14 protein-coding genes and 1 tRNA gene are annotated in these 13074 nt (G+C 67.2%); 6 read left to right on the forward strand and 9 right to left on the reverse strand.

The window, feature by feature from the left end; genetic code table 11:
- Positions 1 to 4 precede the first annotated feature (4 nt).
- The 5 genes from thrC to TabM4_RS05920 all read left to right on the forward strand — a co-directional run bounded on the left by thrC (position 5) and on the right by TabM4_RS05920 (position 5686).
- Positions 5 to 1390 carry a threonine synthase gene (gene thrC, locus TabM4_RS05900; RefSeq protein WP_434621939.1) on the forward strand — a complete coding sequence of 462 codons (1386 nt, stop codon included), beginning with the start codon at positions 5 to 7 and terminating at the stop codon, positions 1388 to 1390.
- Positions 1387 to 2646, forward strand: a complete 1260-nt coding sequence (locus TabM4_RS05905; protein ID WP_434619800.1) for a M16 family metallopeptidase — start codon at positions 1387 to 1389, stop codon at positions 2644 to 2646. The genes thrC and TabM4_RS05905 overlap by 4 nt, the downstream gene beginning before the upstream one ends.
- Complete coding sequence (locus tag TabM4_RS05910) at positions 2646 to 3230, forward strand: GNAT family N-acetyltransferase (RefSeq protein WP_434619803.1); 585 nt, start codon at positions 2646 to 2648, stop codon at positions 3228 to 3230. The genes TabM4_RS05905 and TabM4_RS05910 overlap by 1 nt, the downstream gene beginning before the upstream one ends.
- A 241-nt stretch (positions 3231 to 3471) precedes the next feature.
- A complete protein-coding gene (locus tag TabM4_RS05915) occupies positions 3472 to 4221 on the forward strand; it encodes an MBL fold metallo-hydrolase (protein WP_434621941.1) in 750 nt (249 codons plus the stop codon).
- Positions 4222 to 4276: 55 nt separating this feature from the next.
- On the forward strand, positions 4277 to 5686 hold the full coding sequence (locus TabM4_RS05920; protein WP_434619806.1) for an FAD-binding oxidoreductase: 1410 nt from the start codon (positions 4277 to 4279) through the stop codon (positions 5684 to 5686).
- Between the two features lie 49 nt (positions 5687 to 5735).
- Here the strand turns inward: TabM4_RS05920 and TabM4_RS05925 are convergent, their stop codons facing one another.
- Genes TabM4_RS05925 through TabM4_RS05955 form a run of 7 tightly spaced genes read right to left on the reverse strand, consistent with a single transcriptional unit; the run spans position 5736 to position 12172 of the window.
- On the reverse strand, positions 5736 to 6674 hold the full coding sequence (locus TabM4_RS05925) for an AEC family transporter (protein ID WP_434619809.1): 939 nt from the start codon (positions 6672 to 6674) through the stop codon (positions 5736 to 5738).
- A gap of 8 nt (positions 6675 to 6682) precedes the next feature.
- Positions 6683 to 7495 carry an MBL fold metallo-hydrolase gene (locus TabM4_RS05930; protein ID WP_434619812.1) on the reverse strand — a complete coding sequence of 271 codons (813 nt, stop codon included), beginning with the start codon at positions 7493 to 7495 and terminating at the stop codon, positions 6683 to 6685.
- The gene (locus TabM4_RS05935) at positions 7495 to 8310 is read right to left on the reverse strand and encodes a TatD family hydrolase (protein WP_434619814.1); all 816 of its coding nucleotides are present in this window, start codon (positions 8308 to 8310) and stop codon (positions 7495 to 7497) included. Before TabM4_RS05935 ends, TabM4_RS05930 begins: the two co-directional genes overlap by 1 nt.
- A gap of 6 nt (positions 8311 to 8316) precedes the next feature.
- Complete coding sequence (locus TabM4_RS05940; RefSeq protein ID WP_434619816.1) at positions 8317 to 9459, reverse strand: DNA polymerase III subunit delta'; 1143 nt, start codon at positions 9457 to 9459, stop codon at positions 8317 to 8319.
- 2 nt (positions 9460 to 9461) lie between these two features.
- Positions 9462 to 10079, reverse strand: coding sequence for a dTMP kinase (tmk, locus tag TabM4_RS05945; RefSeq protein ID WP_434619818.1), 618 nt, complete (start codon positions 10077 to 10079; stop codon positions 9462 to 9464).
- The gene (locus TabM4_RS05950) at positions 10079 to 11251 is read right to left on the reverse strand and encodes a D-alanyl-D-alanine carboxypeptidase family protein (protein ID WP_434619821.1); all 1173 of its coding nucleotides are present in this window, start codon (positions 11249 to 11251) and stop codon (positions 10079 to 10081) included. The genes tmk and TabM4_RS05950 overlap by 1 nt, the downstream gene beginning before the upstream one ends.
- A gap of 51 nt (positions 11252 to 11302) precedes the next feature.
- Positions 11303 to 12172: an SPOR domain-containing protein gene (locus TabM4_RS05955; RefSeq protein WP_434619824.1), complete on the reverse strand. Its 870-nt coding sequence runs from the start codon at positions 12170 to 12172 to the stop codon at positions 11303 to 11305.
- A gap of 220 nt (positions 12173 to 12392) precedes the next feature.
- Here TabM4_RS05955 and TabM4_RS05960 point away from each other — a divergent pair.
- A tRNA-Ser gene (locus tag TabM4_RS05960) sits at positions 12393 to 12483 on the forward strand.
- 137 nt (positions 12484 to 12620) lie between these two features.
- On the opposite strand, the gene TabM4_RS05965 is transcribed toward TabM4_RS05960, so the two are convergent.
- Entirely contained in the window at positions 12621 to 12770 is a 150-nt protein-coding gene (locus TabM4_RS05965; RefSeq protein WP_434619827.1) for a hypothetical protein, read from the reverse strand.
- On the reverse strand, positions 12767 to 13069 hold the full coding sequence (locus TabM4_RS05970; protein WP_434619830.1) for a hypothetical protein: 303 nt from the start codon (positions 13067 to 13069) through the stop codon (positions 12767 to 12769). The genes TabM4_RS05965 and TabM4_RS05970 overlap by 4 nt, the downstream gene beginning before the upstream one ends.
- Positions 13070 to 13074: the final 5 nt, after the last annotated feature.

Raw genomic sequence — 13074 nt, forward strand, 5'->3', positions numbered from 1 at the left:
GAGCATGAATTACATCTCCACGCGCGGTGCGGCCCCGGTCCTGACCTTCGGCGAAGCGATGATGACGGGCCTTGCCCGGGATGGCGGGCTGTATGTGCCTGAGGCCGTGCCGGTGATGCCACAGTCCGAAATCGCGGCACTGGCGGGACTGCCCTATGAGGAGGTGGCCTTCCGCGTGATGCGCCCTTTTCTGGGCGACACCTTCGGAGATGACGAATTCCGTGGCCTGATCGCCAAGGCCTATGCGGGCTTTGGCCATGAGGCGCGTGCGCCCCTCGTGCAGCTTGGGCCGAACCATTTCCTGCTGGAACTGTTCCACGGCCCCACGCTGGCCTTCAAGGATTTCGCCATGCAGCTCATCGGGCAGATGATGCAGGCGGCGCTGGCCAAGACGGGGGAGCGGATCACCATCGTCGGCGCTACCTCCGGCGATACGGGATCGGCGGCGATGGAGGCCTTCCGGGGACTGGGGAATGTGGACCTGTTCATCCTGTATCCGCATGGTCGCGTTTCGGAAGTGCAGCGGCGGCAGATGACGACGCCCGTCGAAAGCAATGTTCATGCCCTGGCCATGGATGGCGATTTCGACGATTGCCAAGCCCGCGTGAAGGACATGTTCAACGACTTCGCCTTCCGCGACGGCGTGCGGCTGGCGGGCGTGAATTCGATCAACTGGGCGCGGGTTCTTGCGCAGGTCGTCTATTACTTCAGCAGTGCCGTCTCGCTGGGTGCGCCGCACCGTGCCGTCAGCTTCACGGTGCCGACGGGAAATTTCGGCGACATCTTCGCGGGTTACATCGCACGCAAGATGGGGCTGCCCATCGAAAAGCTGGTGATCGCCACCAACCAGAACGACATACTCGATCGCGCCATGCGGTCGGGTGCCTATGTGACCGATGGGGTGCGTGCCTCGATCAGCCCGTCGATGGACATTCAGGTTTCGTCCAACTTCGAACGTGCGTTGTTCGACGCCTATGGCCGCGATGGCGCAGCGGTGGCGCAGTTGATGGCAGAGTTGAAGGCGGGCGGGTTCCATATCAGCCAAGGCGCGCTGGAGATGCTGCGGTCCACCTTCGCCTCAGGCCGCTGTTCCGAGGAGGAGACGGTTGCGACGATCCGGTCGGCCTTTGCCCGCACGGGCGAGGTGCTGTGCCCCCATTCCGCCGTGGGCGTGAAGGTGGCGGAAGAGAACCTTGGAAAGGCCCCGATGATCACGCTGGCCACCGCGCATCCGGCCAAGTTCCCCGATGCGGTTGAAGGGGCGATGGGCACGCGCCCGGCGCTGCCGCCCCGGATGGCGGACCTGTTCTCGCGCCCCGAACGGGTGACGCGGGTTGCCAATGATCTGGCCGCCTTGCAGGCCCTCATTCGTGAAAGGACCGGGCATTGAGCCTGAAGATCACCACGCTTTCCAACGGCTTCCGCATCGTGACGGAGGATATGCCGGGCCTGCTGTCCGCCTCGGCTGGCATCTGGGTGACGGCGGGCGGGCGGCATGAGCGGGCCGAGCAGAACGGTATCGCGCATTTCCTTGAACACATGGCCTTCAAGGGGACGGAGAAGCGGTCTGCCCTGCGGATCGCGGAAGAGATCGAGGATGTGGGCGGTTACATCAACGCCTATACCAGTCGCGAGATGACGGCCTATTACGCCCGCGTCCTGTCACCGGATGTGGGTCTGGCGCTGGATGTGATATCGGACATCGTGCTGAACCCGGTCTTCGACCCGAAGGAGATCGAGACGGAGCGGCACGTCATCCTGCAGGAGATCGGGCAGGCGCTGGATACGCCCGATGACATCATCTTCGATTGGCTGCAGGAAGTTTCCTATCCCGATCAACCCTTTGGCCGCACCATCCTTGGTCCGGCAGAGCGGGTGTCGGCCTTTGGTCGCGATGATCTGCGCCGGTTCGTGGGGGAACATTACGGCCCCGACCAGATGATCCTTGCCGCCGCCGGGGGCGTGGACCATGACGCGATCGTGGCACAGGCCGAGGCGACCTTCGGTCACCTGAAACCCGTGGGCGAGGCGCGGCTGCAACCCGCGCGTTTCGCGGGGGGAGAGCGTCGCGAGGTCAAGGATCTGGAACAGGTCCATGTCGCCATGTCCTTCGAGGGCCCCGGCTATCGCGCGCCGGACGTCTATGCGGCGCAGGTCTACGCCACCGCGATGGGGGGCGGCATGTCTTCGCGCCTGTTCCAGAAAATCCGTGAGGAAAGAGGGCTTTGCTATTCGATCTTCGCGCAGTCCGGCGCCTATGAGGATACCGGGCAGATCACCATCTATGCCGGAACCTCAGAGGAGGAGATCGGTGATTTGGTCGGTCTGACGATGGACGAATTGAAGCGCGCCGCTGATGACATGAGCGAGGCGGAGGTGAACCGCGCGCGGGCGCAGTTGAAGGCGGGTCTGTTGATGGGGCTGGAGAGCCCGTCCAGCCGGGCCGAGCGGAATGCGCGGCTGTTGGCGATCTGGGGCCGGGTGCCGGGGGTCGAGGAGACGGTGGCGAAGATCGACGCGGTTTCGGTAGGCGATGTCCGCACCTATGCCGAGGGGCTGGTATCGGCCAAGGCGGCGCTGGCGCTGTATGGTCCGGTCGAGGAGGCCCCCGATCTGGAGGCGGTCAAGGCAAGGCTTGCCGCCTGATGCTGACCTTTCGCCGCAAGGTTCGGATCGAGACCGAGCGGATGACCCTGCGCCTGCCGCAGCATGGCGACTGGCGGGCATGGGCCGAGCTTAGGGCGGAAAGTGCAATCTTTCTGACCCCTTGGGAGCCGATCTGGGCACCTGACCACCTGACGCGGCGCGCCTTTACCAACCGCGTCTACTGGGCGGCGCGCGCCGAGGGGCAGGGCACAGCGCTGCCCCTGATGCTGATCCGGCGCGAGGATCAGGCGCTGCTGGGGGCGATCACGCTGGACAATATCCGGCGCGGGCCGTCGCAGAGCGGGACCTTGGGATATTGGATCGGGCAGCGGTTTGCGCGGCAGGGATATATGCGCGAGACGATTCTGGCGGTGGTCCACCACGCCTTCACCATCATGGACCTGAGCCGGATCGAGGCGGCCTGCCTGCCTGAAAATGCAGCATCGCGGGGCGTGCTGGAGAAATGCGGATTCAAGTATGAGGGCGTCGCGCAAAGCTATCTGCAGATTGCCGGGCGCTGGCGGAATCATGTGCTTTATGCGGCACTTAGGCCCGACCGCCGGGGGCGGACGGATGTGGGCTGAGGCCCCGTCGCCGCGCCTGACACCCCGGACCTGACGAAAGCGTGAAGCCTGCGGGGGGTGCCTGCATGGCAGGCTGCCGCATCTTTCATCGCATCCAACAAGGGGGAGGGGGACCATGTCCGAGAGCGTGCAGCAAACTGTACCGCAAACTGTGCATACGCGCGGTGCCCGAACGGTTCCTTCACTTTTTGCCGGGGCGTTTCTGGCCCTGATCGGCCAAGGCGCGGTGGCGCAGGAGCGGATGCCGTCGAACTGCTTTGCCCTTGCCCAGAAGGCCCCGGTGGAACGGGTCTGGCGCGCGTCGATCGGCGATCCCATCGACGAGGCCCATGTGCGCATCCGCTATCTGCACCATGCCAGCTTTGCCATCGAGGCCGAGGGCGGGACGCTGGCGGTGACGGATTACACGGGGTTCATCGGGAACCCGGATGTGGTGCCCGACGTGGTGACGATGAACAACGCCCATTCCACCCATTGGACCAGCAACCCCGACCCGCGCATTCCCCATGTGCTGGCCGGTTGGCCTCAGGAGGGGACCCCGGCCTTTCACGAGCTTGACCTTGGGTCGATGCTGGTGCGGAACGTGACGACCGACACGCGCGGTCCCTTTGGCGAGGGGGCACGGGCGGATGGGAACTCGATCTTCGTCTTCGAGGCGGGTGGCCTTTGCATCGGGCATCTTGGGCATCTGCACCAGATCCCGGACGATGCCCAATATGCCTCGATCGGGCGGCTGGACGTGGTGATGGTGCCGGTCGATGGCGGCTACACCATGAGCACCGAGGCCATGGCCGAGGTGGTTGGCCGTTTGCGCGCCTCGGTCGTCATTCCGATGCACTGGTTTTCAGGGGCGTCGCTGGTGACCTTCCTTGACGAGATGGAGGGGCAGTTTCAGGTGGTGGAGGTGGGCGGGCCTGATCTGGAGCTTTCGCTGCAGGACCTGCCGGGAAGCCCCACGATCATGGTGCTGGAGCCGGAATTCATTCCCTGAGGGGCTTTTGCCGGGGGAAGGCTTTCGCTAGCAAGGCGGGGAAGGAGACTTGCCCATGCTAAACCCCGCCGATGCCGCCTTTGCCGATCGCCTTGCCGGAGTGCTGCCCGAGGGTTCGGTGCGCGCGCCGGACGCCCGCTATCTGGAAGAGCCGCGCGGGCGGTGGGAAGGGAAGGGCGGGGTGCTGGTCCTGCCGCGATCCACGGCGGAGGTGCAGGCGGTAGTGCGGGCCTGTGCCGAGGCGCGGGTGGGCATCGTGCCATGGGGCGGCGGGACGGGGCTGGTGGGCGGGCAGATCATGGCCGATGGCCCCGCGCCGGTGATCCTGTCGCTGGAGCGGATGGCGGCGGTGCGGGCGGTCTGGCCCGACGAGAATGCGCTGGAGGTGGAGGCTGGCGCGACGCTGGCCGCCGTGCAGGAGGCGGCGGAGGCGGCGGGGCGGCTGTTCCCGCTGTCGCTGGCCTCGGAGGGGACGGCGCGGATCGGGGGCGTTCTGGCCACCAATGCGGGGGGGATCGGCGTGCTGCGCTATGGCAATGCGCGCGACCTGTGCCTTGGGGTGGAGGCGGTGCTGGCCGACGGGTCGCTGCTGGGCGGTCTGAAACGGCTGCGGAAGGACAATACGGGCTATGATCTGCGGCATCTGCTGATCGGGGCGGAGGGGACGCTGGGCATCATCACGGCGGCGGTGCTGCGGGTTGTGCCGCGCCCGGCGGTTTCGGTCACGGCGATGCTGGTGGTGGAAAGCCCGGCGGCGGCGCTGCGCCTTTTGACGCTGTGCCAGAGCCGGGTGCCGGGGATGGTGTCGGCCTTCGAACTGATCAAGCGGACGGGGTTCGAGTTTCTGGCCGAGAAGATGCCGGAAGTGGGCTGTCCCTTCCCGGTGGCGCCCGATTGGTGCGTGCTGCTGGAACTGGGGCTGCCTTCCGTCTTCGAGGCCGAGGAGGTGATGGCCGGGCTTTACGCCGAGGCGGATGAGGCGGGACTGGTGCAGGATGGCGTCATCGCCGCGTCGGAGGCGCAGCGGCAGGGGCTGTGGCGCATCCGCGAGTCGATCCCGGAGGCGAACCGTCTGGTGGGGGCGGTGTCGTCGCATGACATCTCGCTGCCCCTATCGGCGGTGCCGGAGTTCATCCCGCGCGCTGATGCGGCGCTGGCGCGGATCGGGGCGTTCCGGATCAACTGCTTTGGCCATCTGGGGGATGGCAACCTGCATTACAACGTCTTTCCGGTGCCGGGGGAAAGCCGGAAGGACCATGAGGGGTCGCGGGATGCGATCAAGACCTGCGTGCATGATCTGGTGCATGAGATGGGCGGATCGGTCAGCGCGGAGCATGGGATCGGGCGGTTGAAGGTGGGGGATCTGGAACGCTATGGCGATCCGGGCAAGGTGGCGGCGATGCGCGCGGTGAAGGCGGCGCTGGACCCGGCGGGGATCATGAACCCCGGTGCCGTGCTGCGCTGAACCCGCGGCGGGGGGCGAATTTTCTGCGAAAATTCGGGGGCCTGCGGCCCTAGGGCAGGATCTGCAGCCAGAGCCAGATGGTGCCGATGGAGAGGCCCGTGGCGATGAGGACGGTGGAGGCGGCCACCCGCTTTGCCACGCCGTAGAGATTGGCGAAGAGGAAGGCGTTCACGCCGGGGGCCATGGCGGCGGTCATCACGGCGGAGCGAAGGCCCGGCGTTTCCAGCCCGAAGGCGAAACGGCCGAGGAGATAGGTCAGCGCCGGATGCAGCAGGAGCGAGCAGGCGGTGAGCATCGCGATGATGCGGAAATCCCCGTCCGGCCTGTAGCGCAGCAGAACGCCGCCAAGGCCGAAGAGGGCGGTGGGGATGGCGGTGGCCGCGACCATGCCCACGGCGGACCACGCGACGGCGGGCAGGGGCAGGCCGGTGAGGTTGACCGCGAAGCCTGCCGTGATGCCGAGGACGAGGGGCTGGGAGAAGATCGCCTTGACGATCTGCCGCGCGAGGGCCGCGCCGGAGAGGCCCTGCCCGCGCGTGCGCGCCCATTCCATCAGCGCGATGCCGAAGCCGTAGAAGAGGGGGGAATGGATGGAGATGATGGCGAAATTGCCGGCCAGCGCCTCGGTCCCGTAGGCGCGTTCGGTGATCGGCACGCCGAGGAGCAGGGAGTTGGAGAAGAGGGCGACGAAGCCGATGGCGGTGGCATCGGTGACGGGGCGGCGGAAGAGGAGGATCGCTGCGGTGAAGGCGGTAAAGAAGGAGGTGAAGGCCGCGAGGTAGAAGGAGAGGAAGAGCGCGGGCTGGTAGGTCTGGCCAAGGTCGAGCTGCGCGATGGAGACGAAGAGCAGGGTGGGGGCGGCGAAGTTCTGGGCATAGCGCATGAGCGCGTCCACCGCGCCCTCTTCGAACAGGCGGGCGCGGGCGGCGGCATAGCCCATGCCGATGACGAGGAAGACGGGCAGGATGACGTCGAGCAGGGCTTCCATCGGGCGGATCAGCCGATGTTGTCGTAGGTGATCACCATGCCGTCATGGGCGGGGCGGATATGGGGCGGCAGTTCGGCCGAGAGTTCGGCGAAGTCGAGGTCGTGATGCATGTTGGTGATGACGGCGCGGGCGGGGCGGGCGCGGGCGATCCAGTCCAGCGTGAGGGCGAGATGGGCATGGGTGGGATGCGGCTTGCGGCGGAGCGCGTCGACGATCCAGCAATCGAGGCCCGCGAGGTGGGGCCAGCTTGTTTCGGGGATGTCGACGGCGTCGGGGAGATAGGCTAGGGGGCCGATGCGGAAGCCCAAGGCATCCATGCTGCCGTGATTGGCGATGAAGGGGGTGAAGGAGACGATGCCGCCTGCGCCCGCGATGGAGACATCGCCCTCGATCAGGTTTAGGTCGAGGATGGGGGGGTAGGGGCTGCCAGCGGGCTGGACGAAGGCATAGCCGAAGCGGGCGATGAGGGCGTCCTGCGTGGGGCCATCGGCCCAAACGGGCAGGCGGCGACGGATGTTGTAGACGATCTGGCGCAGGTCATCGAGGCCGTGGACATGGTCGGCATGGGAATGGGTGTAGATCACCGCGTCCAGCGTGCCGATGCCTGCGTCGAGGAGTTGCTCGCGCATGTCGGGGGTGGTGTCGATCAGGACGCGGGTGGTGCCGTCGGAGGTTTCGCGTTCCACGAGGAGCGAGCAGCGGCGGCGGCGGTTCTTCGGGTTCGCGGGGTCGCAGGCGCCCCAGTCGCCGCCGGGTGGGCCGAGGCGGGGGACGCCGCCGGAGGAGCCGCAGCCGAGGATGGTGAAGCGCAGCGTTGCCATCAGGCGGCCTGTGCCTTGCGGGCGGCGCGAGGGAAGAGGCGGTCGAAATTCGCGGTCGTCCGGGCGGCGAATTCGGCCTCGGTCATGTTGTAGAGCGACGCGCCGGTCTTTGCGGTGAAGGCGGTGTAGGCCGGTTCGTTCCTTTTGCCCCGGAAGGGGATGGGGGCCAGATAGGGGCTGTCGGTTTCCAGAAGGATGCGGTCCACGGGGGCGGCGGCGAAGATGTCGCGCAACTCCTGCGATTTGGGAAAGGTCGCGATGCCGGACATGGAGAGGTAGAAGCCCAGATCGAGCGCGGCTTTCGCCAAGGCTGCACCGGAGGAGAAGCAATGCATCACGCAGGAATAGGGGCGTTCGCGGAAACCTTCGGTCAGGATCGCCGCCATGTCGTCATCCGCCGCGCGGGCGTGGATGATGAGCGGCAGGCCGGTTTCCTGTGCCGCCGTGATGTGGAGGCGGAGCGAGGTCTTCTGCACCTCGGCGCTGTCGGCGGTGTAGTGATAGTCGAGGCCCGTCTCGCCGATGCCCACGAATTTGGGGTGACGGGACAGGGCGACGAGCTGGTCGACGGTGGCGAGCGGTTCTTCGGCGGCGCTCATCGGGTGGGTGCCTGCGGCGTAGAAGACGCCGTCATGCGCCTCGGCGATGGCGCGGACCTTGGGTTCGTTCTTCAGCCGCGTGCAGATCGTCACCATGCGGGTGACACCTGCCGCGCGGGCGCGAGCGATCACCTGCGGAAGTTCCTGTTCGAAATCGGGGAAATCGAGGTGGCAGTGGCTGTCGACGAGTTCAGGCGGGAGTTCGGAGGAGGTCATGACCGCTCACCTTAGGGCGAGCGTTCCCGCCGTCTTTTCAAGGGTGAGAACCATATCCATGAGAAGTGCTGCAGGGTCAAGGTTCACCGCCTTGCCGCGACGGGCGCGCTGGGCGAGGGATTGGGCGATTTCGGCCCAGTGGCGGGCGGCATCGGGGTGATCGGCAAGGCGGGTGAGCAGGGCGGATTCGCCCGGCGCGGCCTCGGGCGGCAGTTGCCTTGTGGCGGCGGCGCGGGCAAGGCGGGTGAGGAAGAGGTCGATCAGGGTGAGGATCAGGTCGAATTGCGCCTCGGCCCCCTTGCCCGCGCCCATGTCTGCCAGTGCAAGCGCGCGCGGACGGTCGAGCCGGGGGAGGGTCGCGAAGAGTGCAACGAGGGTGGCGTAGAGTTTCAGACCCTCAAGATTGGTGAGCCGGAAGGCCTCGCCCACGGAACCGCCCGCGAGTTCGGCCAAGGCCTGCGCCTGATCCGGGGCGACCTCGCCGCCTGCGGCGGTGAGGGCCTGCGCCAGCGCCTCGGGCGGGAGGGCGGACAGGCGGAGTTCGCGGCAGCGCGAGCGGATGGTGGGCAGGAGCCGGTGGGGTTGATGCGCGATGAGGAAGAAGGTCGCCCCGGCGGGCGGTTCCTCGAGCAGTTTCAGCACGGCATTGGCGGCGGAGGTGTTCAGTTCGTCGGCGGCATCGATGATGGCCACGCGGCGGCCGCCGTCGGCGGCGGACATGGTGAAGAAGGATTTGAGCGCGCGCGCCTCCTCGACGGTGATTTCCTGACGGAGGCGGCTGTTCTTTTCGTCCCACGGGCGGCGGAGGAGGAAGAGGCGGGGTTCCGACAGGGCGCGCAGGCGGCGGGCGAGGGGGCCGTCCGCGTCGGTATCGAGGGTTTCGGGCGGCGGCGGCGCGCCGAAGAGGCCGCCGCCATCATCGGCGGGGGCATCCAGCAGGAAGCGGGCCAGCCGCCATGCCAGCGTGGCCTTGCCCACGCCGCGCGGGCCGGAGATGAGCCAGCCGTGATGCAGGCGGCCTGCGTTGAAAGCGGAAAGGAAGGCGGCCTCGGCCCCTTCATGGCCGAAGAGGCGGGCGGTTTCGCGGGGATGCGGCGCGCCTTCGATGCGGTCGGGTTCGGGGATGTCCTCGGGGGCGGTGGCGGCCATGGTCAGCCCAGATGCGGCAGGACGGCGGCGAGGATGTCGGCGGCGACGGCCCCTTCGTCGCGCGCGCCGTCGATCAGGCGAAAGCGCGGATGGCGGGCGGCAAGGTCAAGGAAGCCCGCGCGCATGCGGGTCTGCGTGGCAAGGCCCATATCCTCGAACCTGAGTTCCGTTCCGGCGCGGGCGCGGGCGCGTGACAGGCCCACGGCGGGGTCGATGTCGACGAGGATCGTGAGGTCGGGTTCGGTGCCGATCATCAGGTCGTGGAGGCGGTCCACCGTGGCGACCAGATCGCCGCGCGTGATGCCCTGATAGATGCGGGTCGAGTCGGCGAAGCGGTCGGTGATGACGATCTCGCCGCGCGCCAAGGCCGGGCGGATGGTCTTTTCCAGATGGTCGCGGCGGGCGGCGGTGAAGAGGAGGATCTCGGTCTCCGCCGACCAGCGATCCGGGTCGCCCTCCAGCACGAGGCGGCGGATTTCCTCGGCCCCCGGCGACCCGCCGGGTTCGCGGGTGAGGGTGACGGTATGGCCAAGGCCGCGCAGGGCCTCGGCCAGACGGCGGGCCTGCGTGGATTTGCCCGACCCGTCGATGCCTTCGAAGCTGAGGAAGATGCCGGCCATCAGGAGGCGGGGGCGGCGTCTTGGAGGTAGCGCTGCATCAGGACCTGCGCGGCGGTGGTCAGCCGCTTGGTGAAGCCGCCTGCCGCGACGTCGGTTTCTGCGACGAGGGGGATGCGGGCATCGGGCAGATCGGGGATGTGGACGATGAGTTCGGCCAGTTGCTGGCCTGCCGTGACGGGGGCCTTGACCGGGCCGGTATAGACCACCTCGGCGGTGACGCCTTCCTGCACCTGTGCGGGCATCAGGAGGCGCACATCCTCGGCCGGGACGAGGCCCACGGTTTCGGCCGCGCCTAGCCAGACGGGGGCCTCGGCCACGCGGTTGCCCTTGGTGGCGACGGTCTTCTGCGCGAATTGGCGGAAGGCCCAGTTCACGATGGCCTCAGATTCCTCGGCCCGGGCCTGATCGGAGTCGAGCCCGGTAATGACGAAGATCACGCGGCGGTCGCCCATGACGGCAGAGCCGACGAGGCCATAGCCCGCCTCGGAAGTGTGGCCCGTCTTCAATCCGTCGGCCTGCCAGTCAGCGGCGGCGATCCTGAGGAGCGGGTTGCGGTTGGAGGCATTGGCGGGGGCGCGGTCCTTGTAGTTGAATTCCGTCTCGGCGAAGATCGGGTAATATTCCGGGAATTCCGAGATCAGCCGCTTGGCGAGGATGCCAAGGTCACGCATCGACATGCGATGCCCCTCGGCGGGCCAGCCGGAGGAATTGACGAAATTGGAATTCGTCATGCCAAGCGCGACCGCGCGCTTGTTCATCTCTTCGGCGAATTTCTCTTCGGTGCCGGCAAGGCCCTCGGCCACCACGACGCAGGCATCGTTGCCGGAGTTGATGATCATGCCGCGGATGAGTTCCGTGGCGGTGGGGCGGTCCATCTCGTTCAGGAACATGGTGGAACCGCCCATCGCCTTGGCACGGGAAGAGACGGAGAAGGTCGTGTCGGGCGAGACGCGGCCATCGCGCAGCGCCTCGAACAGCATGTTGATCGTCATCAGCTTGGACATGGAGGCCGGGGGCAGGGCGGTATCGGCGTTCTTGTCCAGAAGGACGGTCTGCGTCGTCATGTCATAGACCCATGCGGCGGTGGCGCGCGTCTCGAAGGCGCGGGCGGGCAGGGCGGCCAGAAGCGCGAGGGCGGCGAGGGTGACGAGGCGGCGCAGGCGGAGGGTCATGCGATCACGGTCCTTTCTTGGGCCACGCGGCCCGGTCGGGTTCGGGCGGGGTCAGCCCCGCAGCAGATAGGCATCCTTGAAGCCGAGGCCCCTGACCTTTTCGAGCAGGGCGGCGCGGTCGCCCGAGCCGTTGGCGACGACGCTCCACCATGTCTTGCCTTGGGTGGTTTCCTTGCGGATGGCGGCGGCGATGCCTGCCTTCTTCAGTTCGGCGACGGCGCGGTCGGCATTCCCCTCGACCGAGAAGATGCCGATCTGGATGCGGATATTGCCGGGCGCGGGTGCGGCGGCGGCGGTTTGGGGCACGGCTTCGGGGGCGGCGGCTGCCGGCGCGGGGGCGGTGGCAGAAAGGCCCGACGGGGTGGGCTTGGCCTCGGCCTCGTCGATCGCGGCAGTGGCCACGGCGTTGATGGAGGCGGCTGTCACCGGGACATTGGCATCGAGCAGGGGCTTCGCCGCATCCGTTTCGGCGGCCACCTCCTCGCGGCGGAGCGCGGTCACGCTGATGCGGGCGGGTTGGCCTGCGAGCAGGCCGAGCGCCTCGGCCGCGTCGGAGGAGATCTGCAGTTTCGGGCCGGGGTTGAACACCTCGCGCTTGAACAGCGCGCCGATGACGAATTTGCCGTTTTCGGGATTGCGCAGGATGACGCGTTCCGGATCGGTCGCATCGGGGGCGGCGACCCAGACCCCGCCCAGCGAGGGGCGGCCGTCCCAGAGCGCCTGATCGGTCACCTGATAGACCTCCGGCGCCTCGACATCGCGATCCACCAGCGTCACCGAGGTGGCGGCGCGGGTCGCGGCCCCTTCGGTCTCGGCCCCGGCGGGTTTGCGGGCGAAGGGGTTGCTGCCCGGCTGGCAGGCTGCCAGCGCCGTCGTGCCGATGAGAAGAAGCGCGAGAGGCGCCTTCGGAAATCCTGCCATTTTCAGCCCCATTGCCGCACGTTCATTGCGCGCGTTGTTCGCCCTGATCCGGGCCTGTCGTCTGTCTGTCCTGCCCTGTCGGCGGGTGCCAGCCCCGTCCGACGCGCGCAGCATACAGGCAGGCCCGACGGGAGGGAAGGGCAGGGGCGGCGGATGGGCGGAAAACTCACGCCATCGTGGCCTTTCAGAATCGCTTCGCGCAGGATACCAGAGCGGCGTCGGAGGAGTGGCCGAGTGGTTTAAGGCACCGGTCTTGAAAACCGACGTGGGGGGAACCCCACCGTGGGTTCGAATCCCCACCTCCTCCGCCATAGCGCATTGATTTTACTTTGTTTTTGGGCGCAATCGCAGGCTTACCCCGCATAGAACCCCACCACACAAAAACGCTTGCCGCACAACAAAAAGGCCCCGCTTTCACGGGGCCAGATCGTGCCGGGGCGAATCCGGGTTAGCGGGCTTTGGCGGTGACGGCCTCAAGCAAGACAGGCCCCCACAGATCATCGGCCAGCCGCTTGACCAGTTCGGCCCGCTCAGGGCCGGGGGGAAGGGAAACGATCCGCTCCAATTCCGCGCGAAGGGTTGCCGGATTGTTGATCATCGCGCTGCCTCCATGATCGGAAGCGGTTGTCCGCGCCGCATTGCCTCAACTTCTGCCCAGAACAGCGGCGCATCGGTGACGGTCGGCAAGCCCCACTCCCCAAAATTGCTAAAGGCGCATAGCTTCAAGGCCACGTCGGCATGGGTTTGGCTTGGCACTTCGCAAAGCGTGGCCCCCAACGCCTCTGCGATGTCCGAGAGGCGCTCTACTTCCTCGTAATCCAATCCGCGATCATTGGCGCGGCTGTGCGCTTCCTGCCATTCGGCAAAGCGGCGCTGCACTTCTGTCTGATCCGTCATTGCAC

Source organism: Tabrizicola sp. M-4, assembly GCF_051132405.1.
Lineage (GTDB): Bacteria > Pseudomonadota > Alphaproteobacteria > Rhodobacterales > Rhodobacteraceae > Paragemmobacter.